The sequence below is a fragment of the Centipeda infelix ATCC 43532 genome (genome assembly GCF_000234095.1).
Taxonomy (GTDB): Bacteria; Bacillota; Negativicutes; order Selenomonadales; family Selenomonadaceae; genus Centipeda; species Centipeda infelix.
Window position 1 is genome coordinate 91,424 of the sequence record NZ_JH376798.1, and the last position, 25,381, is coordinate 116,804.

Annotated in this window: 22 protein-coding genes; 10 read left to right on the plus strand and 12 right to left on the minus strand. The window is 58.8% G+C overall.

Annotated features, from left to right (window positions below):
• Positions 1 to 281: 281 nt before the first annotated feature.
• From HMPREF9334_RS03715 to HMPREF9334_RS03725, 3 genes are read right to left on the minus strand one after another with little or no spacing between them, the layout of a single operon-like run.
• The gene (locus tag HMPREF9334_RS03715; RefSeq protein WP_006692161.1) at positions 282 to 1,130 is read right to left on the minus strand and encodes an MTAP family purine nucleoside phosphorylase; all 849 of its coding nucleotides are present in this window, start codon (positions 1,128 to 1,130) and stop codon (positions 282 to 284) included.
• Position 1,131: 1 nt separating this feature from the next.
• Positions 1,132 to 2,157: a cyclic dehypoxanthinyl futalosine synthase gene (gene mqnC, locus HMPREF9334_RS03720; RefSeq protein WP_006692162.1), complete on the minus strand. Its 1,026-nt coding sequence runs from the start codon at positions 2,155 to 2,157 to the stop codon at positions 1,132 to 1,134.
• Entirely contained in the window at positions 2,154 to 3,251 is a 1,098-nt protein-coding gene (locus HMPREF9334_RS03725) for a radical SAM protein (RefSeq protein WP_006692163.1), read from the minus strand. The genes mqnC and HMPREF9334_RS03725 overlap by 4 nt, the downstream gene beginning before the upstream one ends.
• Before the next feature lie 372 nt (positions 3,252 to 3,623).
• Between HMPREF9334_RS03725 and HMPREF9334_RS03730 the strand changes: the two genes are divergently transcribed.
• Genes HMPREF9334_RS03730 through HMPREF9334_RS03745 form a run of 4 tightly spaced genes read left to right on the plus strand, consistent with a single transcriptional unit; the run spans position 3,624 to position 9,628 of the window.
• Positions 3,624 to 4,709 carry a hypothetical protein gene (locus tag HMPREF9334_RS03730; RefSeq protein WP_006692164.1) on the plus strand — a complete coding sequence of 362 codons (1,086 nt, stop codon included), beginning with the start codon at positions 3,624 to 3,626 and terminating at the stop codon, positions 4,707 to 4,709.
• A 9-nt stretch (positions 4,710 to 4,718) separates the two neighbouring features.
• Positions 4,719 to 5,150, plus strand: coding sequence for a hypothetical protein (locus HMPREF9334_RS03735; protein ID WP_006692165.1), 432 nt, complete (start codon positions 4,719 to 4,721; stop codon positions 5,148 to 5,150).
• Positions 5,128 to 7,086 carry a suppressor of fused domain protein gene (locus HMPREF9334_RS03740; RefSeq protein ID WP_006692166.1) on the plus strand — a complete coding sequence of 653 codons (1,959 nt, stop codon included), beginning with the start codon at positions 5,128 to 5,130 and terminating at the stop codon, positions 7,084 to 7,086. Before HMPREF9334_RS03735 ends, HMPREF9334_RS03740 begins: the two co-directional genes overlap by 23 nt.
• Before the next feature lie 16 nt (positions 7,087 to 7,102).
• The gene (locus HMPREF9334_RS03745; protein WP_006692167.1) at positions 7,103 to 9,628 is read left to right on the plus strand and encodes a tetratricopeptide repeat protein; all 2,526 of its coding nucleotides are present in this window, start codon (positions 7,103 to 7,105) and stop codon (positions 9,626 to 9,628) included.
• 46 nt (positions 9,629 to 9,674) lie between these two features.
• On the opposite strand, the gene HMPREF9334_RS11570 is transcribed toward HMPREF9334_RS03745, so the two are convergent.
• The 5 genes from HMPREF9334_RS11570 to HMPREF9334_RS03770 all read right to left on the minus strand — a co-directional run bounded on the left by HMPREF9334_RS11570 (position 9,675) and on the right by HMPREF9334_RS03770 (position 13,711).
• Positions 9,675 to 9,839: a type II toxin-antitoxin system RelB/DinJ family antitoxin gene (locus HMPREF9334_RS11570; RefSeq protein WP_281042409.1), complete on the minus strand. Its 165-nt coding sequence runs from the start codon at positions 9,837 to 9,839 to the stop codon at positions 9,675 to 9,677.
• A gap of 31 nt (positions 9,840 to 9,870) precedes the next feature.
• Positions 9,871 to 10,506 (minus strand): LUD domain-containing protein, encoded by a 636-nt coding sequence (locus HMPREF9334_RS03755; protein ID WP_006692169.1) that lies wholly within the window; start codon positions 10,504 to 10,506, stop codon positions 9,871 to 9,873.
• A gap of 62 nt (positions 10,507 to 10,568) precedes the next feature.
• On the minus strand, positions 10,569 to 11,654 hold the full coding sequence (mqnE, locus tag HMPREF9334_RS03760) for an aminofutalosine synthase MqnE (protein WP_006692170.1): 1,086 nt from the start codon (positions 11,652 to 11,654) through the stop codon (positions 10,569 to 10,571).
• A 280-nt stretch (positions 11,655 to 11,934) separates the two neighbouring features.
• Positions 11,935 to 12,702: a cyclase family protein gene (locus HMPREF9334_RS03765; RefSeq protein ID WP_006692171.1), complete on the minus strand. Its 768-nt coding sequence runs from the start codon at positions 12,700 to 12,702 to the stop codon at positions 11,935 to 11,937.
• A 64-nt stretch (positions 12,703 to 12,766) separates the two neighbouring features.
• Positions 12,767 to 13,711 (minus strand): LysR family transcriptional regulator, encoded by a 945-nt coding sequence (locus HMPREF9334_RS03770; protein ID WP_039957268.1) that lies wholly within the window; start codon positions 13,709 to 13,711, stop codon positions 12,767 to 12,769.
• A 115-nt stretch (positions 13,712 to 13,826) separates the two neighbouring features.
• Here HMPREF9334_RS03770 and HMPREF9334_RS03775 point away from each other — a divergent pair, with 115 nt between their 5' ends.
• The 6 genes from HMPREF9334_RS03775 (at position 13,827) to HMPREF9334_RS03800 (ending at position 21,782) form a co-directional block, all read left to right on the plus strand.
• Positions 13,827 to 14,132 carry a UxaA family hydrolase gene (locus tag HMPREF9334_RS03775; RefSeq protein ID WP_006692173.1) on the plus strand — a complete coding sequence of 102 codons (306 nt, stop codon included), beginning with the start codon at positions 13,827 to 13,829 and terminating at the stop codon, positions 14,130 to 14,132.
• Positions 14,133 to 14,137: 5 nt separating this feature from the next.
• Positions 14,138 to 15,298, plus strand: coding sequence for a UxaA family hydrolase (locus tag HMPREF9334_RS03780; RefSeq protein WP_006692174.1), 1,161 nt, complete (start codon positions 14,138 to 14,140; stop codon positions 15,296 to 15,298).
• An 849-nt stretch (positions 15,299 to 16,147) separates the two neighbouring features.
• Positions 16,148 to 18,175, plus strand: a complete 2,028-nt coding sequence (locus tag HMPREF9334_RS03785) for an OPT family oligopeptide transporter (protein ID WP_006692175.1) — start codon at positions 16,148 to 16,150, stop codon at positions 18,173 to 18,175.
• Positions 18,176 to 18,478: 303 nt separating this feature from the next.
• The gene (locus HMPREF9334_RS03790) at positions 18,479 to 18,949 is read left to right on the plus strand and encodes a hypothetical protein (protein WP_006692176.1); all 471 of its coding nucleotides are present in this window, start codon (positions 18,479 to 18,481) and stop codon (positions 18,947 to 18,949) included.
• Between the two features lie 23 nt (positions 18,950 to 18,972).
• Positions 18,973 to 19,392, plus strand: coding sequence for a pyridoxamine 5'-phosphate oxidase family protein (locus HMPREF9334_RS03795; RefSeq protein ID WP_006692177.1), 420 nt, complete (start codon positions 18,973 to 18,975; stop codon positions 19,390 to 19,392).
• Positions 19,393 to 19,649: 257 nt separating this feature from the next.
• Positions 19,650 to 21,782: a methyl-accepting chemotaxis protein gene (locus HMPREF9334_RS03800; RefSeq protein WP_006692178.1), complete on the plus strand. Its 2,133-nt coding sequence runs from the start codon at positions 19,650 to 19,652 to the stop codon at positions 21,780 to 21,782.
• A gap of 258 nt (positions 21,783 to 22,040) precedes the next feature.
• On the opposite strand, the gene thiW is transcribed toward HMPREF9334_RS03800, so the two are convergent.
• The 4 genes from thiW to cytX are packed head-to-tail and all read right to left on the minus strand — an operon-like array spanning position 22,041 to position 25,349.
• The gene (gene thiW, locus HMPREF9334_RS03805) at positions 22,041 to 22,529 is read right to left on the minus strand and encodes an energy coupling factor transporter S component ThiW (RefSeq protein ID WP_006692179.1); all 489 of its coding nucleotides are present in this window, start codon (positions 22,527 to 22,529) and stop codon (positions 22,041 to 22,043) included.
• Entirely contained in the window at positions 22,523 to 23,320 is a 798-nt protein-coding gene (thiD, locus tag HMPREF9334_RS03810) for a bifunctional hydroxymethylpyrimidine kinase/phosphomethylpyrimidine kinase (protein ID WP_039957349.1), read from the minus strand. Before thiD ends, thiW begins: the two co-directional genes overlap by 7 nt.
• A gap of 19 nt (positions 23,321 to 23,339) precedes the next feature.
• On the minus strand, positions 23,340 to 24,161 hold the full coding sequence (gene thiM / locus HMPREF9334_RS03815) for a hydroxyethylthiazole kinase (RefSeq protein WP_006692181.1): 822 nt from the start codon (positions 24,159 to 24,161) through the stop codon (positions 23,340 to 23,342).
• A 15-nt stretch (positions 24,162 to 24,176) separates the two neighbouring features.
• A complete protein-coding gene (gene cytX, locus HMPREF9334_RS03820) occupies positions 24,177 to 25,349 on the minus strand; it encodes a putative hydroxymethylpyrimidine transporter CytX (protein WP_039957350.1) in 1,173 nt (390 codons plus the stop codon).
• Positions 25,350 to 25,381 lie beyond the last annotated feature (32 nt).

Consider the following 25,381-nt stretch of genomic DNA (forward strand, 5'->3'; position numbering starts at 1 on the left):
GTGGAAGGGGCGCTTGTAGCAATACCGCTGACATAATGACACGGGGCTGTTGCACGAAGTTTTCTAACTTCGTGCAACAGCCCCGTGCTTATGGGACCATATGAGTTTCTCTCACTGGTGTTCCTCGTTACAATTTGCGTTGTAGCAATCAAGGCATAAGAAATCCCGCCTGCTGTCCCAACTCTAGGCGGGGTTCTTATAAACCACGTTTGATGAGGGGCTGACCGTTTACCGGCAGCACCTTTTTTCTGTACTTATTATACGATTTTAGTGCGGGTTCGTCACCCCTTATCCGACGCTGCGTTGTAGACATCCTTGAGCAAGGTTTCCTTGCGCAGACTGCGGCATTCGCACGCACACTCCTCGGCTGGGACGCTGCGAATCGTCGCGAGGAGGATATCGCCGATCATGGGCGCATCGTCATAGAAAATCTGCGCGAGGGTGTCATGCGACCACGGACGGATGCCCTCGCCGTAGTTGACGACGAAGTACAGCCCCGCATAACACGCGCCGATCTCGCGTGCGAGGTAGACCTCGGGCGCGAGGCTCTGCCCCACGATGTCCGCGTGCCCCTTCAGCACCGCAATCTCGGCGGGGCTCTCAAAATGCCGCCCATCCGTGACGGCGTAGGTGCCACGGTCAAAGATGCGCCCCGTATAGCGTTTCTTTGTCTCCGCAACGAGCGTCGTACGAAGTTCCGAGCAGAGTGCATCGCGCATCACGAGCAGGTAACGCCCGTCGAGCATGACATCCTTGCGTACGGAGAGATCAAGGTAGTCGTCGGGGATGAGGAAGTCGCGCGGGTCGAGCAGGGGGTTTACCGTCCCCACACCGCCCTCGGAGAGGATGCGCCGCACGCCCGCCTCCCGCAGCACCCAGAACACCTGCCGCGAGGCATCCGCACGCGTCACGCCGCTGCGCCAGCCGTGCATACGGCAGGTCAGCACGCGCCGTCCCGCGACGGAGAACAGGCGGAACGCGGGGCTTTCACCGTAGGGTGTTGCAAAGTGCAGCCCGTCCGCGAGGATCTCCACATCGTCCGCCATCGACGCACGCGGGAAGTCGCTCGACAGTGTCCCCGAGCCGCCGATGATGGCATACCCCGCCGCAGGAACCGTTTGCTCTGCCATGCTAAAACCTCCGTATCACGCGATACTGCGTGTCTCGCTGCGCCGGCTCTCTGCCCGCGCCGCGGATCAGATCAATCATCTTCTTAATCGACATATTGTACCGCGTCCCCGCCGCACGCACGACATTCTCCTCAAGCATGATGCTCCCGAGGTCGTCCGCACCGAAGCCAAGCGTCAGCTGTCCGATGCGCTCGCCCTGCGTGACCCACGACCCCTGTATGTGCGCGACATTGTCCATGTAGAGCCGCGTGACGGCAAGTGTCCGCATATAGTCCCAGCTCGAAGTCTTTTCCCCGCCGAGCGCGGTATTGCCCGGCTGAAACGTCCATGTGATGAATGCACGAAAGCCGCCCGTCTCCTCTTGCAGCCGTCGAATGTGCTCCATGTGCTCCACGCGTTCCGCCATCGTCTCGCCGAAGCCGATCACCATCGTCGCCGTCGACTCCATGCCGATCTTGTGCGCCGTCCGCATCACGCACAGCCAATCCTCGGTCATGATCTTTTTCGGTGCGATGAGCCTCCGCACGCGATCGACGAGGATCTCCGCCCCGCCGCCGGGGAGCGAGGCAAGCCCCGCATCCTGCAGCCGACGCAGTGTGTCCTCAATCGTAATGCCCTCCTTTTCGGCAAAGTACAGAATCTCCGTCGCCGTAAAGGAGTGAATCACGATGGAGGGATAGCGGTCACGGATCGCACGCAGCATATTCTCATAGTAGGAAAGCGGCAGATCGGGGTGAATGCCGCCCTGGATCATGACCTGCGTGCCGCCCGCCGCCGCCGTCTCGCCGACCTTCGCGAGAATCTCATCCATCGGCAGGAGGTAGCCATCCTCCGCGCCCACCTTTGTATAGAACGCACAGAAACGGCATTCGTTCACGCAGATATTCGTGTAGTTGATGTTGCGGTCAACGATGAACGTCACCGTATCGCCGAACCGCCGCCGCCGCTCCGTATCCGCCGCGCGTCCGAGGTCGATGGGGTCGCCGTGCGTGAGGAGGTCTGCCGCCTCCCGCTCCGATAGTCTCATGCGCCCTCCCCTGCCGCAATCGGCTGATAAAATGTGTCGCGTTCCACAGGCACATAACCCGCCTCGCGGATCATCGCATCGAGCTCGCGCCGCGTGATGCCCGTCTGCGTCTGTGCACCCGCCGCGTGGATGATCTTCTCCTCACCGATCGTGCCGTCGAGATCGTCCGCGCCGAAGCCGAGGGCAAGCTGCGCGATGGGCTGCGTCAGCATGACCCAGAACGCCTTGAAATGCGCCACATTGTCGAGGACAAGGCGTGAGAGCGCGAGCATCTTCATGTCCTCCCACGAACCGACACGAGCGAGCTTCTTCTCCGCACCAAGCGCCGTGTTCTCAGGATGGAACGGAAAGAGCATGAACGCCTGAAAGCCGCCCGTCTCATCCTGCAGGTCGCGCAGGGCGAGCAGGTGGTCAATGCGCTCCTCGACCGTCTCGATGTGTCCGTACATCATGGACGCATTTGTACGGATGCCGAGTTCGTGCGCCGTGCGCATGCAGTCGAGCCACTCGGCACGCGTTGCCTTATTCGGGCAGATAATTGCGCGGACGCGGTCGGAGAGGATCTCCGCGCCGCCGCCGGGGAGGGACGACAGCCCTGCCGCCTGCAATGTGCACAAGATGTCGCGGACGGAAGTCCCCTCCGTCTTTGCAAAGTTCACAACCTCCACGGGCGTAAACGCCTTGATGTCTGCGTGCGGGAGTGCCGCGCGCACCTGCCGCACCACGCTCTCGTAGTAGGAAAATAGACGGTCGGGATGCAGCGCGCTCACGATATGGATCTCCGTTAGGCGCGGTGTCTTTTTCGCCAGCTCCAATACACGCGCGACATCGTCCGTTTCCATAATATAGCCGCGCGTATCGCCCTGCTCCACCTGAAACGCACAGAGTGGGCAGTTCGCGCTGCATATATTCGTGAGGTTGATGTGGCGGTTCACCGTATAGTAGACGTTCTTCCCGCTCGCGCGCTCCTTCGCCGCGCGCGCCCATGCGGCGAGCGCAAGGAGATCGTTGTCCTCGTAGAGGGCGAGCGCATCCTCCCTCGTCAGCCGCGCCCCGCGCTCGGCGGCAGCACGGGCTTTCTTTCGATCACTCATGTACGATATTCTCTCCTTAAGGAAGCACTGATAAATTCAGCACCGCCATCTTGACGCATCTTTTTTGCCCGCACTGTGCCCGCGATCCTCCACATAGCTTTGGCTATGCGTCCGGTTTGCCTCCTTGTTCGGACGAAAAAATCTACGCCAATCTGCAGGACTGTTTTATCAGCGATTCCTTACAACACTCCCGCAAGTGTACCAAATGCGGCGGGATTTTGCAAATTCTGTAGAGCGCACTGCCTTGACCCGTATCAAGGCAGGTCTTGTTGCCAAACTTTACCCGAAAGACCTATTGAAGCCGTAATACATCTATACTATCATAAAACAGATGAATATTCCCACAACAGGAATCACGGAAAGGAGCCGATCATGACGCTTCCCTACCAGTGCCCTGACTGTGGCACGGAGCTCGGCTATAAGGGGCTCTGCTGGAGGTGCAGGACAGCGGCGAATCGCCGTGCGGCACTCGCATGGACGCCCGAGGAGGTCGCGGCCAAGGAACAGGAGATCATCGCACAGATCGAGGATGTCCCCGATGATTTCTGGTATCTGCTCTGCTGTCGCGGACGGCTCGTACCGGAGATCCCGCGTGCGGCACTCGCGGCACGGTCCTTCTGGCCCTCGGCACTCTACTATCATGCACCGACGGACGTGCGGGACGGACTGATCGCGGCACTGATGGAGACGGATGCCGCACATGAGGCGAACGAGCTTATGATGTGCCTCGGTATGCAGGGAGATGACCAATCCCTTGCGGCACTCCTCGCACTCGAACGTGCACCGCGCCCGTGGCGCGGGAATCTGCACGTTGATCCCGCAGTCTATGCGCAGTGCGGCGGCTGGACGTTCGACGCAGAGGGGCGGCGCCGCACGCTGAACTACGACACCTGCTATGCGCTGGTGCACGCCGCATCGGAGGAGGAGCTCCGCCGCTCGCCCGTCCGCATCGCCCATCCGCGGGAGGAGCACTGCCCGCACTGCGGCAGCCGCATGGCGGATATGCTCGTACTGGATGGGCGGGATGCGCGGCTGCACTTCCTCGGCATCGACGGCATTCTCACAGCGACCTGTTGCCCGAACTGCGTCGCATATGCAGAGCCGATACTGAGCCGCTATACGCTCGACGGCGGCAGCGAGGTGCTTTCCTACGAAGATGCGGGTGATACCACGTATATCGAAGAGGAGCTTGTCAGGATTTTTGAAAACAATCTCATCCTCGGCGAGACGCCCGTTCCTCTGTTCTACGGCGCACGCTTCGAGGACACCTGCACGCTCGGCGGCTTTGCGCTCTGGTGGCAGGACTGGGAATACACGACCTGCCCCGACTGCGGGCAGCCGATGAAGTATCTCATGCAGATTCATTGGGATGCGCTGACGGACTATATGGAGGGCACGCTCTACATTGAGTTCTGCCCCGACTGTCAGATTGTCTCCATGCAGCACCAGCAGACGTGAGGCGCAGCCATGACTGACCATGATGATACCGTACTTGCAGAAAAGTTCCGCACACTGTACGCGCACCTTTGCCGTGAGCGCATCCTCCCATCCATGCCGGGCACAGAGGATGCCTCGCCCGCACAAATGGCGACAGCGCTCCGACAGGCACTATGCAACGCCTACCCGGCGACAAAGCTGAAGCGCATGATGAAGAGCATCCATTACGCCAACTCCTTCACCGACACGGCGCTCAGGGAGTGTGCCTTTACCCTCGACGATGTCGAGCAATACCTGGCACAGAATCACTTCCTTGACCACGACCGCTCCGTTGATTTCTTCAATGAAAAAATCACGGCGGAGGGATTCGTCATCACACCGACAGGCCTTCTGGAAACGATGCTGGAGAGCCTGCTCCTCAGTCATAAAGGAGAACACGATGAAAAAAATTGGCAGAAATGACTCTGCATATAAAAAGAAAGCCCCAATGCCCACAGAGGTCTATACCGAGGAAGAACTGGAGATCGTCGAAAGTTACATTGAGACGAACTTCGGCACGTATGCGAACGTCTTTCATGAGATTGTCTCGCCGGACATCCACCTGGACATCTGCATTGTCGATCCGACCGAGGAACGCAACTACTATATGCTCGTCACCCTCGGGATGGGCGCGCACCGCATGAACGTGCCAAAAGAGCTCGCCGAATACAAGCTCGAACGCGCGGAACTCGCGATCGCCCTGCCGCCCGACTGGAAGATCCACGAGGACGATGAAGTGCACTACTGGCCGATCCGCCTGCTGAAGACTCTCGCACGTCTGCCAATCGAGGACAACACTTGGCTCGGCTGGGGACACACGATCAGCAACCGATCGCCCTATGCCGCAAGCACCAAACTGACTGCTGCCCTGCTCGTCAGCGCGCAGGTCAAAGGCGGAGGAGACACCGTCTGCCCCCTCCCAAACGGCGATGAGGTCAATTTCTATCAGATCATCCCGCTCTACCGGGATGAACTCAACTACAAGTTCGACCGCAGTGCAAAAGAGCTGCTGAACCTCTTTGACGAGCGTCGTGTGAGCTTCGTCATTGATCCGGAGAGGCGCAGCGCACTCGCGCCCGAGGACTTCACCGATCTCGTAATGGACAATGCGCAGTGGCACCTCGACAGCCTGCGCGAAAAGAAGCTGCCCGTGGACGAGATCACGGCGTACAACCACCTCGCGATCTATCTGCGCTGGTGCATCGAGCACGAGCTGATGGCGGATTGGTTCGTCCGCCAGTATGCGGCGACCGTCCGCGCCGTGCGGGAGCATCCGGCAGATACTGACCTGCGCCCCTTTATCCGCGACGACCTGCACGGTATTCTGATGCGCGGTTTCTTTGGCGAGGAGGGCACGGCATTCGCGCAGTATTACTACGACGGCGAGGCCCCCTCCTTTCCCTCGGACATCGACAATCATGCCTTAGCGTACTTCGGTACGGAGCAGTACTTCTCGGAGGAGTTCGACGACGAGGCATATCTGTTCGTCCCGTTCGATGAGGACTACTATGCAGCAATGGCGGAGACCATCGCACAGCGGTGGGAGGCGTGGAAGCGGAACAGCGCCGAGCGGAAGGAAAACGAAGATGAGGCGCCAAGCGACGTCGCTGCCGCAATCATGCAGTACCTGAACTGCGGCAGGGCAGACTGCTCCCTGATGTACTTCCCGCCGATGGCGGACGACGATCCGATTATGGCGGCGTACAGCTATGCCGTACGCCGCAGTGTGCACGACGGCTATGTCCCCCTGCTCATCGTCCCGAGCGATACCCTGTGGGAGATTCTGACGATGAACGCAGAGGCGGAAAAGGGCGCGTTCAAGGACTATGATTTCGATGCCGATGCCGTGGAAAAGTACCGCGAAAAAATGCTTGCACAGCCTCTGCCGGACGGTAAGGCGATACTGATGGAGCGGCTCGGCGAACGTTTTGAGCAGAACCGCGTGGAAACGTTCGATGAGGAGGAACATCCCGTCAACCGTTTTATCAGTTATTGGGACTACGAGACGCAGAAAACGCAGCCGATGATTCTCGCCAAGATTCCCGTGAAACATCCGTGGATGGTGTTTGCATATCTGCCGTTCGGCGGGTGGAACGACTGCCCCGACACCGCCGCGCTGATGGCGGTGTCGAAATACTGGCACGAACAGCACGGCGCTGTGCCTGCCGTCCTCACCTATGACACGCTCGAATACAGCGTTCCCGCGCCCATAGAGCCGCAGGAGCGCGCCTTGGATCTGGCGAAGGAGCAGTACGCGTTCTGCGCCGACATCATCGAGCAGGGCACACCCGGCATGAGTGTCACGCGTCTCGCGCGCGATCTGAGGCAGTCAAACATCTGGTATTTCTGGTGGGACTAAGCTACAGGAGCAATACATGACCTTACTCGAACAGTGCCAAATTTGGCACGAGAACAACGAATTTCAGAAGATTATCGCGGAGATCGAGGCGCTGCCAAGCGAGGAGCGCACGCCGGAACTCGACAGTGAGCTTGCGCGCGCCTACAACAATACGGCAGGCGCGGGCGATCGCGCGTATTTTGAAAAGGCAATCGGACTCCTCTCTCCCCACGCGGACTATTTCGCGGGCGATCATCTCTGGAACTTCCGCATGGGCTACGCCTACTACTACCTCGACCGCGAGGACCGCGCCCTCCCACATTTTGAGGCGGCCCTCGCCGCGCTCCCCGAGGATGCGGATACCAAGAGTATGATTGCATACTGTCACAAGGGACTTTCCATGCCGCTCTTTCAGCGCCCGTTCCGCACCCGCGTGCAGGAGGCGTGGGCAGCGTTCGAGAACATAGAGACGGAGCTGCGCGCGCTGATGGATGCGGGGCCGGATCACGGCGAGGAGCTCATCGAGCGGTGCGACACTGTTCTGCGCATCGCCCTCTCCGACGCAGCCTTCGAGATGGGACGCAGCGGGGAAAAATACGAGCTGATCCTAACGCCCGAGGGCGTGCGCGCAAAGCTCTTTCCGCTCGTCTATTTCGCACGCCATGCCCCCGCCTCCGTGCGCGAGCACTGGGACATCCGCGTCGGGCGCACCGCCTCTCTTGGTGCCCTGCGTACGGGCGACAACCGCATCGAGATGAAGGATGTCGCCGTCTGGTTCGCACAGGAGGGAGAGGGGATCGCCCTCATGGTCTACTGCGAAAAACTCCTTTCTCTCCTGAAGGAGGACGAGAATCGCACATGGTGGATGCTCTCCACGATCGTCGATCAGGCACTTGGCGAAATCGTCTCCATCCGCCTCATCCATGATTTCGATGTCCTCGATGCGCCGCGGGAAGATCCGCCGATTCTACTGACGGATCTGCCAAAGGCCCTTGAGGAAGCGGGGCTTTCTCTCGACAGCGATGCCGAGGACTATCTGGAGCACTCCTATCTCGCCTACGAACGCGAGCCGCAGGACATTTCCGATACGAGCTGGCGGTTCGATGTCTACACGGGCAGTACGCGTCTGCCCTCCATCCTCAGCGCCTATACGGAAAACGATGCGACACTCGTGGATATGTACCATGCGGACGGGATTGTGGCGGGCTTTCTCGCCTATCCGCTGACGGATGCGTTGCGTGCGGATTCGGAGGCTCCCCTCGCGTTTCGCGATGCGCTCATGACGGCAATCGAGAGGGATACCAAGGAGCCGGATGTCGTGACTTTCCTTGGCGGAGCGACGGGTACGGACTGCGGCTATCTGGACTTTCTCGCATGGGATCTGCGCGCCGTCCTCGACGCCGCCAACGACTTTCTCGAACAGACGGATCTGCCGTGGGCGGTATTCCACTCCTTCCGACGGGACGCAAATTCCGTCAGCCTCTTTGATCGTACGGAGGAGGAGGAAAGCGCGGAGCAGGAAAGCCCCGCCGCCGCGAAAGCCTCCCTGCTCTCCCCTGCGGCGGTTCGGAAACTCGAGGCGATGGACGACGGCTCGACGGGCTATTTCTACAAGATGCTGCACTATCTGGAATCGTACATCAAGAACGGAACGATCAAGGGGAATTTCACGCGCGAGGAGGCGCGTGCCGATCTGGATATTGCACTGTGGTATGCATACGCGTGCAACAATATCGATGCCTACGAGTACTACTACCGTACAACGCAGTGGATGCCGGCGGCAGCGGTAAACGCAAAGGGCTGCGGGACATACTACTACCGCTACGCCGTCGCCCTCATGTACTGCGGACGACTGGACGATGCACTCCGCATGGCAGAGAAGGGTGCACAGGAGGAGCCGGACTATCCGTGGACATATCTGCAGCTCGGCAAACTCCGCGCACACTTCGGCGACTGTGACGGGGCACACGAGGCAGTGCAGAAGGGGCTTGCGCTCGTGCCGGACGATCATGAATTTCTGACGCTTGCACGTGAGATCGAGGAGGGTGCGACCATCGAGCAGATGTCCTACCACTGGATTGATCCCACGTTTGACGAGGAGCTGCAAGAGGCGGCTGCGACAGGCGAAACATTGGGGCTGCGTGACGGCGTGGATGCCGATGGAGAAATGTACGAAAAGCAGCGCGCCATCGCCTGCATGACGTTAAATGAGGCGGGGCTTGCGTATTTCCGCCAGCTTTTCCGTCCCGATCCGAAAAACTACGAGCGAAACGCGCCCTATTGCAGCTTCGACTATCCCGTGGGCGATACATCCGTGCGGCTCGTCTTTCACATGAACGAGGCAGGGCTGTCGAAGCGCAGCCCCGCATGGCTGCGCACGCAGAAGGAACGCCTCGACGATAGGCGCTGGCTGAAACGCGTCGATGATGCGGGAACGGGCACGCTGAGCACAGTGCATTTCGAACTCGACAATCAGGTTACGCTCGCGTATCAGTACCCGTGGCAGGAGAAGTACGTCTACATCCCCTTGGACGAGGACGGGAATCCGAAGGATGAGGAGTAGAATTTACTGCATATGAAAAAGGAGGCGCACGCCTCCTTTTTTGATGTCAGCTATCGTATGGAGTGGGGTCTGCCGTAATCTCAAACGGAATACGCCGGTCTTGTACGACCTTTACCGCAAACATCGTGAACGCATCAGCCATAGTCAGCCCCATCTTGCTGCAGGTCTCCTCCATGTTTCGCTTGAGATCCGCGTCCATTGAAAAACGGATCGTTCCTTCTGCCGTATAAAGTCCCCCTTCTTTATAATCCCAGCTCCTCCTCGATCAGCACGAGCTCCATCGGGCGGTAGCTCATCTTCTTGTAGTGGATGGTCAGCGCATTGCAGATGCGCTCAAGTGCCGCGCAGTCATAGCAGCGCGTGCCGTCTTTCGCGCAGGGTGTTTTCTTGCCCTTGCGGTGCGCGTTGCGCGGGGCGGCGATGCTGTGAATGCGCTCGATCCCCGCCTCGATGTCGGGGACGAGCTTATTGATGCCGACGACGAAGTAGGTCTTTTCATGTCCGAAGAGCGAGCCCGCGACACGGTTGCCCGCACCGTCCATGTTGAGGATCTGCCCCTCTTCCGTGATGGCGTTCGCCGAGAGCAGGAACACGTCTGTCATCAGTGCCTCACGACCTGCCGCGAGAAAAGCCTCGATACCGCCGACGTGCCCCGCGCGGGGCGGGTCGATTACCTCGTTATGCACGCTCAGACGCTCATAGAGCGAAAGTGCCCGCAGCGTCTCGGAGTCGCCGAAGCCGACGCGCTTGCCGCGAATCTCGGCAGCGAGGTAGTCCGCCGCCGCTGTGCGCTCCGCGAAGCGCGAAACATCGTAGCGGTTCCTGCGGAATGCCTCCACCGTGCGCACAATGCGCTCCTCATAAGCCGTGTCGGACATTGTTCCCACCTCCTTCGCATAGCCCTTGATGCCAATGTGTCGCGAAGCGAACCCGCTCCCTCTCAATACGTCTCGATGATATTAAAGTTCGAGTCACACGCAGCGGGCGTGCGCCCGATCTCACGGATGACGCGGATGATGTGATCCTCCGAGAGTGCGCGGGGGCTCTTCGCACCTGCATCGTGGAGAATTGTCTCCTTGTGCACCGTGCCGTCGATATCGTTCGCACCGAAACAGAGCGCGACCTGTGCCACGGGCACGGTCAGCATCACCCAGTACGCCTTGATGTTGCGGAAGTTGTCGAGCATCAGACGCGAGATCGCAATCGTCCTGAGATCGTCCCACATCGACGTCTGCCGCACCGTCCGCCCCAGCTCCGTATTCGACGGCAGAAACGGGAACGGGATGAACGTCTGGAATCCGCCCGTCTCATCCTGGAGATCGCGCAGCCGCATCATGTGCTCCACACGCTCCTCGATCGTCTCGATGTGTCCGTAGAGCATGGACGCATTCGTCTTGATGCCGAGCGTATGTGCCGTACGGTGTGTCTCAAGCCACTCATCCGCTGTCGCCTTGTTCGGACAGAGTTCGCCGCGCACGCGGTCGGTCAGAATCTCCGCACCGCCGCCCGCAATCGACTGCAGTCCCGCCTCACGCAGCCGCAGGAGCACCTCGCGCACCGTACGCCCCGAACTCTTTGCAAAATGCGTGATTTCCACGCCCGTAAAGCCCTTCAGATAGAGCGTGGGAAACGCCTCATGCAGAGCCTTGAGCCGCATAAGATAGTCCTCGAACGTCCAGTCCGGATGCAGCCCGCTCACCACATGCAGCCCCGCGAGATGCGGATCGCGCATCGCATCCGCGACGTGCGCCACCGCCTCCTCCACGCTCATCTCGTACGCGCCCTTGTCCTCAGCGTCGCGCCCGAACGCGCAGAACTTGCAGTGCGCGAGACAGATATTCGTAAGGTTCACATGGCAGTTCACGTTGTAGTAGACAATGTCACCGCACTTCTCCTGCCGCACGCGATCAGCAAGCGCACCAATCCACGCAATATCGCGGCACGCAAAGAGCCGCAGCCCATCCTCCCGTGTCAGCCGCTCACCATTCTCTATTTTCTTCTCAATATCCAAGTATTCGCTGTGCAATTCATCGTCTCCTAAAATATATGATGAGTTAGGGATTTCGACATACAGGGTGCATTTCCCTGCCATATACGACAAAGGAGCAGACCGCAGCCTGCTCCGTCGTTGTATATCAGCTGACGGAAGCACTGATAAATTCAGCCGCGCCATCTTGACGCATCTTTTTTGCCCGTACTTCGTCGGCAAATCCTCCACATAGCTTTGGCTATGCGTCCGGTTTGCCTCCTTGTTCGGACGAAAAAATCTACGCCAATCTGACGGACTTCATTTTATCAGCGATTCCTTACTTCTTCGGCGTAATCGCAAGTGCGCGCACGGGCAGTCCCGTTGCGCCCTCGATGTTCGGCCACGCGAGGAAGAGGAGTGCACCCGCAGGTGCCACCCGATCGAGATTTGTCAGCACCTCCACCTGCAGCTTCCCCTTGTCCAGCAGATAACGCTCGCACGCAAGATCGCCCGCCTTTGCCGCCTCCGCCGAGGCGTCCGTATCCAGCGTCTCATGCCCGCTCGCCGCTGCATTGCGCGTCTCGTAGATGTACTTCAGCGCATCCATCGACCAGCCGGGGAAGTGCTCACTGCCGTCCTCTGCCGTGCCGGAGATCGCGTCCATATCCGGCCAATGCCTGCTCCACCCCGTATAGAGCGCGACAAACGCACCGTCCGGAATCGCCCCGTACTTCTCCTCGTACGCCTTGATATCCGCCACCGTCACTGCATAGTGCACATCGCGCGCGACCTGCTCCGTCACATCGATCACGCACAGCGGATAGAGCATATGCTGCGCCCCATAGGACTCGGCGAGCGGACGATTGCGGACGAAATGCCCCGGAAAATCGATGTGCGTTCCGAACTGGCCCGGGAACTTGAACGTCTGGATCAGACAGTCAAGCATCGGATTGCCCCAGTCAAAGCAGGTCTTTGCGAGCTCCACGGATCCCTCGGGAATCCCCGCCCAAAACGGGCTGTCATTGTTCAGCGGATGCGTCAGATCCACCCACTCATACGTATCGGACTTCAGCTCATCGAGCACATTCCACAGTTGATATGTCATATCCCCATCTCCTTTATTGCATACAAAAAATATATGTTTATAGTATAACAAAATCGTCGTTTTGTCAATCCTCACGCATCGACTGAAAGAAGCACAAAAACGTCCGCACCACCTGCGGTACGAAGCGCACACGGCTGCTCAATGCGTAGAACGTGCGGCGCACCTGTGCATGTGCAATACGGTAGTAGACCATCGGGGCGGGTACGCTCATCGCGATGAGCTGATCGCTGACGAACACCGCTCCGATGCCACTCTGTGCGATGTGGTAGGATGTGACGAACTGATCCACCTGCAAGCGGATCTGCGGAACAAATCCCGCATCAGCGCAAATACGGCAGGCACGCCGATAGAGGTTGTTCTTCTCGGACAGAAAGACCATCGGCGTATCAGCAAATGTACGCAGCGGCACGGCGGGAGAATCCCCTTCCCCGTACGCCCTCGCCGCAATTGCTGCGTGCGAGAGCGCATAGCCTGCAAGCGTGCGATTGACAGGAAAGCACTCCGGCACGGCAAGGAGGAGCTGATCGTGAAAGGCGGGCACTGCATTGATACCCTCCGCCCGCGCCGCCTCTGTACCGAACGTGAGATCGAGTTGTCCCTCAGCAAGCAGTGCAATGCTCCGATCCGAGTTCCCCTCCGTCAGTTCAACCCGTGCCTCCGGATACCGTACAAGGAATTGTCCAAGCACAGGCGGCAGCAGGAATGAATTGACGTACTGCGTCCCACCCACGCGCAGTGTCCCCTGGCGAAAGTCCACCACATCCTGCAGTTCATCCGCAAAGGACTGCTCCAAGCGGGACAACTGTTCAATATGAGATGCATAGCACACGCCCGCGCGCGTCAGGCGCAGTGGGCGTGCGGTGCGGTCAAAGAGCGGCATCCCGATCCGCTCCTCCTCCTTGCGCACGGCAATGCTCAGGGCGGGCGGCGTGACATGCAGAATTTTTGCAGCCTCGGCAAAGCTGCCACACATATCAATCGTCTGAATATACTTCAGAAGAGTCTCCATCATTAAACTCCATTTATCCTAGGTAAAATATGTTAAATTGATTTTAACATCAAAACATATTATCATCAAGATAAGAAATATTTATCCCGTTCTGTGCACACAGGAGGAGAGCACCATGACAGCGAATGCCATTCTGTTGGACGAAAAGGACAATGTTGCGACCTGCACGGGCGAGGTTGCACCGGGCACGCCGGTCACATGCTTCGGCAGGGCGTGCGCCGAGGTCGAGAGCACGGAGACAATCCCCATCTGGCACAAGATCGCCCTCAGGCCAATCCCGAAGGGCGGTCATGTGTTCAAGTACGGAGAGCTGATCGGCGAGGCACTGAGAGACATCCCGCGCGGTGCATGGGTCTCGCACGAGAACATCTACAGCGTGCCGCGCGACTATGCCTCTGAGTATATCGGGAAGAAAGGGTGAGAACGATGGAGTTCTGGGGATATAAACGCAAGGATGGTCGTGCGGGCATCCGCAACCATGTGCTCATCCTGCCCGCCTGCGCGTGCGGCAGCGAGTCCTCGCGCATCGTTGCAAGTCAGGTGCGCGGCGCGGTCAGCATCGTGTTCAACACGGGCTGCTCGGACGTGGCGGCGAATACGGCGATGTCGCAAAAGGTGCTGACGGGCTTTGCCTGCAACCCGAACGTCTACGGTGTTGTCATCATTGGGCTTGGGTGCGAGACTGTCCCGCATCGCAAACTGCGCGAGAAGATCGAGGCGATGACCTCAAAGCCCGTCGTCTCCTTCGGCATACAGGAGGAAGGCGGTACGCTCAAAACCATCGAAAAGGCCGTCCGTGCGGCGCGCGAGATGGCGTCGGCGGCAGGAATGCAGCAAAAGGAACGCTGCGGCATCTCGGAGCTCCTGCTCGGCATCGAGTGCGGCGGCTCGGACGCAACCTCGGGGCTTGCCTCGAATCCCGCCGTCGGCGAACTGAGCGATCGTCTCGTCGATCTCGGCGCATCGACAATGATGAGCGAGTCCATTGAGTGGATCGGCGGAGAGCATGTCCTTGCAAAACGTGCGGCAACCCCCGAGATCCACGATCAGATCATCCGTGTCTGCGAGGACTACGAGGCGCATCTGAAAGCGGCAGGTCAGGACTGCCGTGCAGGACAGCCGACCCCCGGCAACAAGGACGGCGGTCTCTCCACCATCGACGAAAAGAGTCTCGGCTGCATCCGCAAGGGAGGCACGCGCCCGATCGTCGAGGTTCTGGCGCAGGCCGAACGACCGACGAAACGCGGCGCGATCGTCATGGATACGGCGGGCTACGACATTTCCTCCGTTACTTCGATGGTTGCGGCGGGCTGCAACGTCATCGTCTTCACCACGGGGCGCGGAACACCGACGGGCAACGCCATCGTACCGGTGCTCAAGGTCACAGCAAACGCGCACACGTATTCGTGGATGGAGGACAACATGGATGTCGATCTCAGCGGCATCCTGCGCGGCGAGGAGAGCATTTCCGCGAGCGGCGAACGCCTCCTCACACGCATTCACGAGGTCGCAAACGGCCGCCTCACGAAGGCAGAGGCGTATGGATTCTCCGACATCGCTGTCGATCACGTCTGCCGCTTCGTATAGACGCATTGCATTCCGCTTTGCAACGCATAGAGACATCATGTGCACTGTGTCGCAAAAATTTTACAGATTTTTCAAAATGGTATTGACAATCTTCTGAAGTTTGACTATACTAAAGATAGTTAAGGAGGATTCATCGGCAGCCTGATTCAGGACAGGCAGCCCCCCGTATGATCCGTAAGCATACGGGCAGAGTTCTCCGGAGTTTCCACAGTGTTGACCGACGGTTGTTGGAGAGGGAGTCAGCTGTGCAGCTTCGCTGGCTGAGCGAAGGGCGCATAGCAGGTGTTCCCCGACGGACTGGGAGGAGATTCCGATGGGTCATTGAGTGGCCGCAGTGTGACCGCACAAGTGAATCAAGTCCCGGCACGTGACGGGACAGGGGTGTCATAAGGGTGCGGCAGGAGGATGCGGCAGCCCGTGGAGGACGGGCGCAGGGGCATATGTCGAGCAGATGAGAGGGGATCTTCCACAAGCGGATTTGTGGCGTCGGGTTCGGTCATATGTCAGGGTAGTTGCTCAGCGTTTTGGAAGAAAGCTCCGTGTCCCATGCTAGCTGAGATACGGAACGAAGCGAAGATCGTTTGGATGCAAGAGAGTTACCTATCACTTCCCGTATTTTCCTCATGACCGCCGACAGGTGACGAGAAAGCCTGTCGGCGGTTTTGTATTGTCTGTGCGATGTGAAGTGTTCCATAAGGGCGTGCGATTTTCATTTACTTGCACGTTTTGTTTGCTTTTTCATCAGTTTTCTGTATACATGCAAATACAGACGTTTACATTCTGTATTTCTATGTTATAATACTTCTGTTATTTTTCACTTTATTGTATAGAAGGACAGGTGGTTATCGCATGAAAGATTCGCACAACGAGTTCATGCAGCACGAGCTGAGACTTCCCGAGCTCACCGTGCGCGGCATGCTGCTCGGCGCGATCCTCACGATCATCTTCACAGCCTCGAATGTCTACCTCGGGCTCAAGGTCGGTCTGACGTTCTCGTCGGCGATCCCGGCGGCAGTCATCTCGATGGCGGTACTCAAGATGGCGAAGGACGCGAACATCCTTGAGAACAACATGGTGCAGACGCAGGCATCGGCGGCAGGTACGCTGTCCGCCATCATCTTCATCATCCCGGGCATGCTCATGATCGGCTACTGGCAGGGCTTTGAGTTCTGGCAGACGCTCGTTGTCTCGGCGTGCGGCGGCTGTCTCGGCGTGCTCTTCACGATCCCGCTGCGCCGTGCGATGGTCGTGCACAGCGATCTCGCGTACCCCGAGGGCGTTGCCGCCGCAGAGATTCTGAAGGTCGGCAGTCACGCGAAGGATGACGGCAAGTCCGACTCCGGGCTGAAGGAAATCCTCGCGGGCAGTGCGGTCGCGGGCATCATCGCGTTCCTCACAAACGGTCTGCAGGTACTCGGCGGTGCACTCTCGGCGTGGTTTCACGTCGGACGCGGCATGACACAGCTGCCGCTCGGCTACTCCACCGCGCTCGTGGGTGCGGGCTACCTCATCGGCATTGCGAGCGGACTTGCCATGCTGACAGGAATCGCCATCGCATGGGCGGGGTTCGTCCCTTACTTCACCATGACAGAGATGCTGCCCGACGGCATGACCATGCAAAAATTCGCAGGTGCGATCTATCAGCAGAAGGTACGTCTCATCGGCGCGGGTGCAATGGGCGTTGCGGCGATCTGGACACTCATCACACTCGCCCGCCCCGTCATCGACGGTGTAAAAGAATCCATCGCAGGCACGCGCATGGATGACGCAGAAAAAGGTCTGCACCGCATGGACGTCGATATGTCAATGAAAAGCATCCTGCTCATCTTCGGCGTGACGGTCATCGGCCTCCTTGCAATCTTCTACCTCTTTGTCTCGCCGGAGAGTATCCCCCCGAGCCAAAAGCTGATCTTCACGATCGTCGGCGTCTCTGTCGCCGTCCTCATGGGCTTCTTCGTTGCCGCCGCCTGCGCCTACATGGCAGGTCTTGTCGGCACATCCGCGAGCCCGATCTCGGGCATCGGTATCCTCGGCATCATTGTCTCCTCGCTCGTCATGTACGCGCTGTGCGCTTCGTTCGGCATCTTCGAGATGCCCGGCGGCGAGAAGTTCGCGACGGCGACCGCCATCTTTACCACATCCATCATCCTCGCAATTGCGTGTATCTCGAACGACAACATGCAGGATCTCAAGACGGGCTGGCTCGTCGGAGCGACCCCGTGGCGTCAGCAGGTTGCACTCCTCATCGGCTGCCTCGTCGGTGCACTCGTCATTGCGCCCGTGCTGAACCTCCTCTACGAGGCGTACGGCTTCCCGGGAGCGATGCCGCGCGCAGGCATGGATCCCGCACAGGCACTCTCCGCGCCGCAGGCGGTGCTCATGACCACCATCGCACAGGGCATCTTCTCAAGTAAGCTCGCATGGGAATACATCTACATCGGCATCGGTCTGGGTGTGGTGCTTGTTCTCATTGACCTTTTCCTCAAGCGCACCACGCGCAATCTCTGTCTGCCGCCGCTCGCCGTCGGCATGGGCATCTACCTCCCGCCGGTCATCCAGACCCCGCTCGTTGTCGGCGCGATCCTCGGCTACTTCCTCAACCGCCATCTGCGGAATACGGGTGGCTCGAACGCCGAGGCAGCAGGTCTCAGGCGCGGCACGCTCTTTGCCTCGGGCCTCATCGTCGGTGAGTCCATCGTCGGCGTTCTGCTTGCAGGTGTCATCGTCGTCTCCGTCTCGAACGGAGGAGGCGAGGCACCGCTCGCCATTGCCCCCGAGGGCTTTGCCGACACCGCTGAGATGCTCGGGCTCCTCGTCTTCCTCGGCATCCTTGGCCTCTTTAGCAAGGTTGTCCTGAGCGGGAAGAAAGCATCATAATTTCATATTATACGACAACACGCCGGCAGAAATGTCGGCGTGTTGTCGTATAAAATAAATGGATTATGTGTTACAATACCCCTACAGGTCAAATTTAGGAATCACTGATAAAATGAAGTCCTTCAGATTGGCGTAGATTTTTCGTCCGAACGAGACGGAAAACCGGACGCAGAGTGGTGCTCTGTGGAGGATTTTCCGCCGAAGTGCGGGCAAAAAAGATGCGTCAAGATGGAGGTGCTGAATTTATCAGTGCTTCCTTTATGCACATACATCCACAGTCGTCTCAGACCAAAGGAGACTGCCATGCATCCATTGTTTCGCACACTCCTCGCCGTCCTTGCCCTTCTCTGCTGTACGCTGCCCACGGTAAGTGCAGGTCCTGCGCCCGCGCTCACGCGTGTCGAACCGATCGCACTCTGGTCGGAGGCGACAGAGGCAGTTCCTGCAGAGGCGGACTATCCGAACCGTCTGCCCGATGGCACGGTGTTCCATGGGGAAAATCTTTTTATCAAGACACGCTTTATCGGCTATCCCGCGTGGAATCTGCTGACCTATCGGAGCGGGTCGGAGACAGGGCGCATACTGGACTACAGGGAAGTCGCGCGCACACCGCTCACGGACGATCTGCGCGTGATCGTCGGGTATGAGCAGATCGTCAGCATTCCGTTTGCAGAGATCGGCACGGCGGAGATCGCCCTCTGCATCGCTGCTGCCGATGCGGGAAGCGGTGCACCGCGCTATGCCTTTGTCCGAGGAATACAGACAAAGAAGTGATATGTAGGGATTGAGGGAAAAAGATGAACATGAGGGATGAATTCGAGCGCATCATGCGCGAGCAGCGCGAGATCGCACTCGCGACGACGACGGACGGGCTGCCGCATGTACGCATCGTGAACTTCTACTACGCATCCGAGGAACGCCGCGTCTACTTCGCCACGTTCAAGGACAATGAGAAGGTCGTCGAGCTCGCGGCGAATCCGAACATTGCATTTACCACCGTTCCGCACAACGACACGAACGAACACGTCCGTGCAAGCGGCAGAGCTGTCAAGTCCGCGCACACCGTCTACGACCTCGCGGCACTCTTTGCTGCGAAGATCCCGCGCTATCAGGAGACCATCGATGCCGTCGGCGACGATCTCATCCTCTACAAGATCACGCTCCACATAGCAGTCGTCACCGTCGATATGGAGCACATCGAGTGCATCCGGCTCTGAGAATGTCGGTCGATGGACACAAAATGATAGAGCAAGATTCTTATCGAACCCTAACTTGATGTTTAGAAAAAAAAGTGTATACTAAGAAACCCCTGATAAATTCAGCACTGCCATCTTGGCGCCCCCCTGTCTGTGCCCTCAGTCTTCCACATAGCCCTTGCTATACGCGGATTTGTCTTCTTGACAGGAAAAATAGGCATCCATCCGGCAGACTCTATTTTATCAGCTAGAAAAATTCATAAAGGGAGCTGAAAGACATGAAGGGACCATTGGAGGAAGCACGGAACACCGGCCGCGGCATCGGATTCCAAATCAATGCGATGATGGCGTTCGGTGTCGTCCTGATGGTGGCAATCGTGATGGCAGTCGTCGCCTATATGTCATTCGAGGCGCTCATCGAGCGCGGAACGAGCGACAAATTCAACGCCACAGGCAAGATCGGCGCATCCATCGAGGATCAGTACAATTCCACAAAGATGAGTGCGACATGGATGCAGATGCTGATCCGTCAGGAGCTTGAGAACCCGCCGGAGAAACGCAATCGCGCCTTCATCTTGGACTTTATCAATGCGGCCCTCGAATCCGGTCCGAACCTGGCCGGAGCAGGTGTCGTCTTTGAGCCGAATGCTTTCGACGGCAAGGATGCTGCGATGGCGGGAACAGAGTTCGGGGATTCCTCGGGACGCCTCAACATGTATGTCTCGCGTACGGCGGGACTAAGTGCGCTGACGAATATCGATGAGGAAGATTGGTACAAGACCCCCAAACAAAAGCAGAAGCCGTATCTGTCCGAACCACAGTTCTATGAGGACAATGGAAAGAAGATACTCCTCATCACGCTGAGTTTCCCCATCATGGAGAACGGCAAGTTCCTTGGCACGATCGTCATGAGCATCAACGTCAACAATCTGCAGGATGCCGTCGCACAAATCAGTTCGGAAAAGGAATTCTACACCCTGTTCACGGACAAGGGCACGCTGATCGCGAACGGTCTTAATCCGAACCGCATCATGAAGAACTACTTCCAGGAGTCGAACGTCTCACAGGATACGATTGCACGGATCTTTGACGACAAGGAGTTCTCCGAGGTCAAGAACTCCAATACCACGGGCGAGAAGTCGGTCTTCGTCTTCTCACCGCTCCACCTCGAAGGGGTCGATGCGCAGTGGGCAATCATGTCGATAACCGATTATGATGTCTTCGTCGGCAAGGCAAAACACATGATTCTCATCTGCGTCGGCATCTCAATCCTGTGCACGATCCTGCTCGTCGCACTGCTCTCCCTCTTCATTCACAAGCGGATTGCAGACCCGATCAGCGCACTCTCCGGAATGATCGCGAACTTCGCCCGTCTCGATCTGCGTGCAGAGAACAATACACGCATCCACGAGTTCCTCGAACGCACGGACGAGATCGGCACGATCGCCCATGAGCTGCGCCGCATGGCGAATACCCTGCGCGAGATGGTCGGCAAGATCAACGGAGCCTCGCAGTCCGTCGCGGCAACGAGCGAGGAGCTGACCGCGACGGCACAGTCCACGGCAGACTCGGCGAACAATGTAGCCTCCGCGATCCACAACATCGCAGACGGTGCGACCAATCAAGCACAGGAGACGCAGGATGCCGCCCTGCACCTTGAGGAGATCGAGCGCCTTGCCGAGGTCAACGAAAAGGTATTGGAAGACCTCAACGAGGCCGCCGACAACATCAAATATCGCAAGGACGAGGGCTCCAAGATCCTCGCCGAGCTGATCGAGAAATCGACGGCCACATCGAAGGCGACGGAACAAGTCGCACACGTTGTCGACGAGACGAACCAGAGTGCGGAACGCATCGAAGAAGCCAGCACGATGATCCAGTCCATCTCCGCACAGACGAACCTGTTGGCGCTCAACGCCGCCATCGAAGCAGCGCGTGCAGGTGAGGCGGGCAAGGGCTTCGCCGTCGTCGCCGAGGAGATTCGCAAGCTCGCCGAGCAGTCCAAGGGATTCACCGACGAGATCGGTGAAATCATCCGCGAGCTCAAGGAAAAGTCACAGCAGGCAGTCGACACGATGGACGTGTCCAAGCATCTCGTCGAGGACAGCAAGATCGACCTCGACAAGACAAAGCATCAGTTTGACCGCATCGCAGAGGCGGTCGACGTGACCGACTCCGTTGTAAAACGTCTCAACCAAACGGCAGAAGAGATTGTGAAAAAGAACCACGCCATCTCCCAAGTCGTACAGAATCTTTCCGCCATCGCAGAGGAGAATGCCGCCACGAGCGAGGAGGGCAGCGCCGGTGTCGAGACACAGACGCACGCCCTGCACAACATCGCAGAGGCAAGCGAGGGTCTTGCGGAGATCGCCACCGAGCTGCAGAGCGAGATCAGCAAGTTCAGAGTATAAGTCTAAGGAATCACTGACGCTACGTCACGCAAAAGGCGATTGCACAAATTATGTGCAATCGCCTTTTGTGTGTGATCGGGAGAATTTTCTAGGGAATCGCTGCTACAATGAAATCCGTCAGATTGGCGTAGATTTTTCGTCCGAACAAGGAGACAAACCAGATGCATAGCAAAGGCTATGTGGGGGATCGATAGTAAAGCGCAGCAAAAAAAGATGCGCTAAGATAGCGTGGCTGAATTTATCAGTGCTTCCCTAACCTCAATCCCGCCGAATCTTCGGCAGGAGGAAGCGCAGGAGGACGTAGGCGAGGAGGCTGCCCGCGCCTGTGGAGAGGAGGAAGGGGACGATGTAGACGGTGTAGCTCGCAGGGTTCAGCCCCATGAGGAAGGCGGCGACGGGATAGGCAGCGAGTGCGCCGAGGATGCCCGTGCCGAGTGCCTCGGCGATGCAGGTGACACCAAGGCGTTTCGTATAGTGGTAGGCAAGCCCGCACGAGAGCGCACCGATCATGCTGCCGGGGAATGCCATGAGGCTGCCGAGCCCTGCAATGTTGCGGAGAAGGCTCGCGGCGAAGGCGACGCCGATGCCCCAAAGAGGGCCGAGAAAAACGGCGGCGAGGATGTTGACGAGGTGCTGCACGGGGGCGCAGCGACTGCCGAGCACGGGGATGCTGAACAGTCCGCCGAGGACGGCGACGGCGATGAGGATACCAGCAAGGGTGAGCTTACGGGTGCGCGTGTCTAGCATATAAATTCGCTCCTCAAATCAAATCCATGTGCGAGAGGGCCGCTGCCCGCGCCGAGGTCAAGCCCTGCGGCGAGTGCGCCCGAGATGTATGCCTTCGCACGTTCGACTGCGGTATCGAGCGTCATGCCGCGCGCGAGGTTCGCGGCGATCGCACTTGATAGGGTACAGCCTGTGCCGTGGGTGTTCGCAGTCGCAATGCGCCGCCCCTCAAACCAACGTGCACCCGCACCGTCGATGAGCAGATCGTTCGCGTCGTCGACGCAGTGTCCGCCCTTCATGAGCACCGCTGTATGTGCACGCTCATAGATGCGTACCGCTGCTGCGGTCATGCCCTTTCGATCGGTGATTGGCATATCTGCGAGCACCTCCGCCTCGGGGATGTTCGGCGTGATGATGGTCGCACGCGGCAAGAGCAGTGAGACAAGCGCCTCCACAGCATCCTCGCTGATGAGACGTGCGCCGCTGGTCGCAACCATGACGGGGTCGACAACGACGTTCCGCGCATGGTATTCGTCCAGCTTTTCGGCAATCACGCGGATGAGTGCGGCATCCGCGACCATGCCGATCTTCACGGCATCGGGCGGGATGTCGGTAAAGACGGCATCGAGCTGCGCCGCGAGAAAGGCGGCCGGGACGGCGAGGATGTCAGTGACCCCCGTGGTGTTTTGCGCGGTGAGTGCGGTAAGTGCGCTCATGCCGTAAACGCCGTGCGCGGTCATGGTCTTGAGATCTGCCTGAATGCCCGCGCCGCCGCTCGAATCGCTGCCTGCAATGGTGAGTGCTGTGTGCATTTTCAATGTTCGTCCCTCCTCAGAGTTTTGTGATGTTCATACGCGCATTAAGGTCTTCCGCGTTCATACGATAAATGGCATCAATGATGCGCGTCCGATAGGTCGCGTTGCCGTCGTGCTCCCCCATCTGTGCCCACGCGATTTCACCCGCAACGCCCATAAGTACGACCGTCTCGCTAACTGCCGCAAGCGGATCAGCAGGTGCAGCGGCAAGGGCGGCGGCGAGGAGCGCAGAGAGCTGACAGCCCGTGCCTGTGACCTGCCCCATTTCTGCCCGCCCGTTTCGGATGGCATAGCAGTCCCGTCCGTCCGTCACGAGGTCGATCGCCCCCGTGACGGCGACAATCGCCTCTGCCCGCGCGGCAAAGGCATGCAAAAGGTCTGCGGCAGCAGCAAGGTTCTCCTCGGTGACGGCATCCGCCGCGTTCGCGTCAACACCTTTCGTTGTTCCCGTACCAACGGCAAGCGTCCGCACCTCGGAGATGTTGCCGCGAATCAGGGTCGGACGCACCTCGTCCAGAATGCGAAGCGCGGTCGCGGTACGCAGGCGACTTGCGCCCGCGCCGACGGGATCGAGGACGACGGGATGTCCGAGAGCGCGTGCACGTTTGCCCGCCGCAATCATACTCGGGATGGTACGCGCGTTGAGTGTGCCGATGTTGAGGCAGAGCCCCGCGCAGAGGGCGGTGATCTCCTCTACCTCCTCCGGATCGTCCGCCATGATGGGACGTGCACCGATGGCGAGCAGGACGTTCGCGACATCATTGACGGTGACGTAGTTGGTGATGCAGTGGATGAGCGGGGATGCCGCGCGGATTTGGGCGAGGGTTGCTGAGGTCATCGCAGTTTTCCTTTCTTATGCCACACGTTTTCCAAAGATACGATGCGCAGCGAGCGCAAGCAAAAGTGTAATTGCCATGGTCGGGAGGGTACTGCCGACGGGGGTGTCGAGTGTCATAAGCCAGCGGTAGCAGAGGAAGCCGATGAACCAGACAGCGAGATTGACCGTGTGGACGGAGCGTCCCGCCGCATCCTCACGCAGGAGGAAGTAGCTCGCGATCTGGACGGCAATCATCGGCGCAAAGACCGAGCCGATGATGTAGAGGAAACCCGTGATGTCATCCATCGGATAGAGCGATGCCGCAGCTGCGCCGAGCACGGTCACGCCGATGCCGACGGTGCGCCCCGCGGCGGAGCGCACGATGCTCTCGCTTGAGACCCCCGCCGAGTACGCATCGAGATACGTTGTGGTGACGGTCGAGAGGATGACGACACCGAGCCCCGCCGCGCCAAGTCCCGCGTGCAGCATGATCTGTGCGATGTCCGATTCGCCCGTGAGGATCGCCGCCCCCATGCCGATGAAGTACATCCAGCAGCTGACGAGCCCGTAGACGAGCGCACTCACGGCAGCAGCAGCGACGGGCTTCTCCGCCTCGCGCGTGTAGTCCGAGATGAGCGGCAGCCACGAAAGCGGCATCGCAATCGACAGCTCAAGTGCCATCGCAAAGCTCATCGCCTCACCTGCCGCAGAGCCCACAGCCCCTGTCCCACCCATGATAACGGAGCAGAGGAGCACGGTGAGCAAAAACAGCCCCGTCATGGCGACGGCGTTCACGCGCTCGATGCGCAGGATGCCAATCCGAATCCAAACGATAATCAGCACGCCGATGACGAAGCACCAGAGCCAATGCCCCGCATCCATCACGGAGTTTGCCGCGAGTGCCCCGTCATAGATCATGATGCTCGTCCAGCCAATGAGCTGCATGACGTTGAGCACGGCAAAAAGCAGCCCGCCGCGTGCCCCGAACGCCATCTTGACCGTCTCCATCGCACTGCGGCGCGTGCGTGCGCCGATCAGCCCCGCGAGGAAAAGCAGCGCACAGCCGATGATATGTCCGACCACAATGGCAATCCCACCGTCGCGAAAACCGAGGGGTGCAAAAAAGGTGCCTGTTAAAATCTCTGCAAGTGAAACACCCGCACCGAACCAGATCAGTGCATTTGCGGGGATGCTTGTACGTTTTTCCATGGGAATCTCCAATTCATGTCCCCCTGCCCCGC

Bases quoted from the DNA above. Each gene is read 5' to 3' on its own strand.
- HMPREF9334_RS03715 (WP_006692161.1), bottom strand. From the start codon at position 1,130: ATGGCAGAGCAAACGGTTCCTGCGGCGGGGTATGCCATCATCGGCGGC.
- mqnC (WP_006692162.1), bottom strand. From the start codon at position 2,157: ATGAGACTATCGGAGCGGGAGGCGGCAGACCTCCTCACGCACGGCGAC.
- HMPREF9334_RS03725 (WP_006692163.1), bottom strand. From the start codon at position 3,251: ATGAGTGATCGAAAGAAAGCCCGTGCTGCCGCCGAGCGCGGGGCGCGG.
- HMPREF9334_RS03730 (WP_006692164.1), top strand. From the start codon at position 3,624: ATGACGCTTCCCTACCAGTGCCCTGACTGTGGCACGGAGCTCGGCTAT.
- HMPREF9334_RS03735 (WP_006692165.1), top strand. From the start codon at position 4,719: ATGACTGACCATGATGATACCGTACTTGCAGAAAAGTTCCGCACACTG.
- HMPREF9334_RS03740 (WP_006692166.1), top strand. From the start codon at position 5,128: ATGAAAAAAATTGGCAGAAATGACTCTGCATATAAAAAGAAAGCCCCA.
- HMPREF9334_RS03745 (WP_006692167.1), top strand. From the start codon at position 7,103: ATGACCTTACTCGAACAGTGCCAAATTTGGCACGAGAACAACGAATTT.
- HMPREF9334_RS03755 (WP_006692169.1), bottom strand. From the start codon at position 10,506: ATGTCCGACACGGCTTATGAGGAGCGCATTGTGCGCACGGTGGAGGCA.
- HMPREF9334_RS03765 (WP_006692171.1), bottom strand. From the start codon at position 12,702: ATGACATATCAACTGTGGAATGTGCTCGATGAGCTGAAGTCCGATACG.
- HMPREF9334_RS03770 (WP_039957268.1), bottom strand. From the start codon at position 13,711: ATGGAGACTCTTCTGAAGTATATTCAGACGATTGATATGTGTGGCAGC.
- HMPREF9334_RS03775 (WP_006692173.1), top strand. From the start codon at position 13,827: ATGACAGCGAATGCCATTCTGTTGGACGAAAAGGACAATGTTGCGACC.
- HMPREF9334_RS03780 (WP_006692174.1), top strand. From the start codon at position 14,138: ATGGAGTTCTGGGGATATAAACGCAAGGATGGTCGTGCGGGCATCCGC.
- HMPREF9334_RS03785 (WP_006692175.1), top strand. From the start codon at position 16,148: ATGAAAGATTCGCACAACGAGTTCATGCAGCACGAGCTGAGACTTCCC.
- HMPREF9334_RS03790 (WP_006692176.1), top strand. From the start codon at position 18,479: ATGCATCCATTGTTTCGCACACTCCTCGCCGTCCTTGCCCTTCTCTGC.
- HMPREF9334_RS03795 (WP_006692177.1), top strand. From the start codon at position 18,973: ATGAACATGAGGGATGAATTCGAGCGCATCATGCGCGAGCAGCGCGAG.
- HMPREF9334_RS03800 (WP_006692178.1), top strand. From the start codon at position 19,650: ATGAAGGGACCATTGGAGGAAGCACGGAACACCGGCCGCGGCATCGGA.
- thiW (WP_006692179.1), bottom strand. From the start codon at position 22,529: ATGCTAGACACGCGCACCCGTAAGCTCACCCTTGCTGGTATCCTCATC.
- thiD (WP_039957349.1), bottom strand. From the start codon at position 23,320: ATGCACACAGCACTCACCATTGCAGGCAGCGATTCGAGCGGCGGCGCG.
- thiM (WP_006692181.1), bottom strand. From the start codon at position 24,161: ATGACCTCAGCAACCCTCGCCCAAATCCGCGCGGCATCCCCGCTCATC.
- cytX (WP_039957350.1), bottom strand. From the start codon at position 25,349: ATGGAAAAACGTACAAGCATCCCCGCAAATGCACTGATCTGGTTCGGT.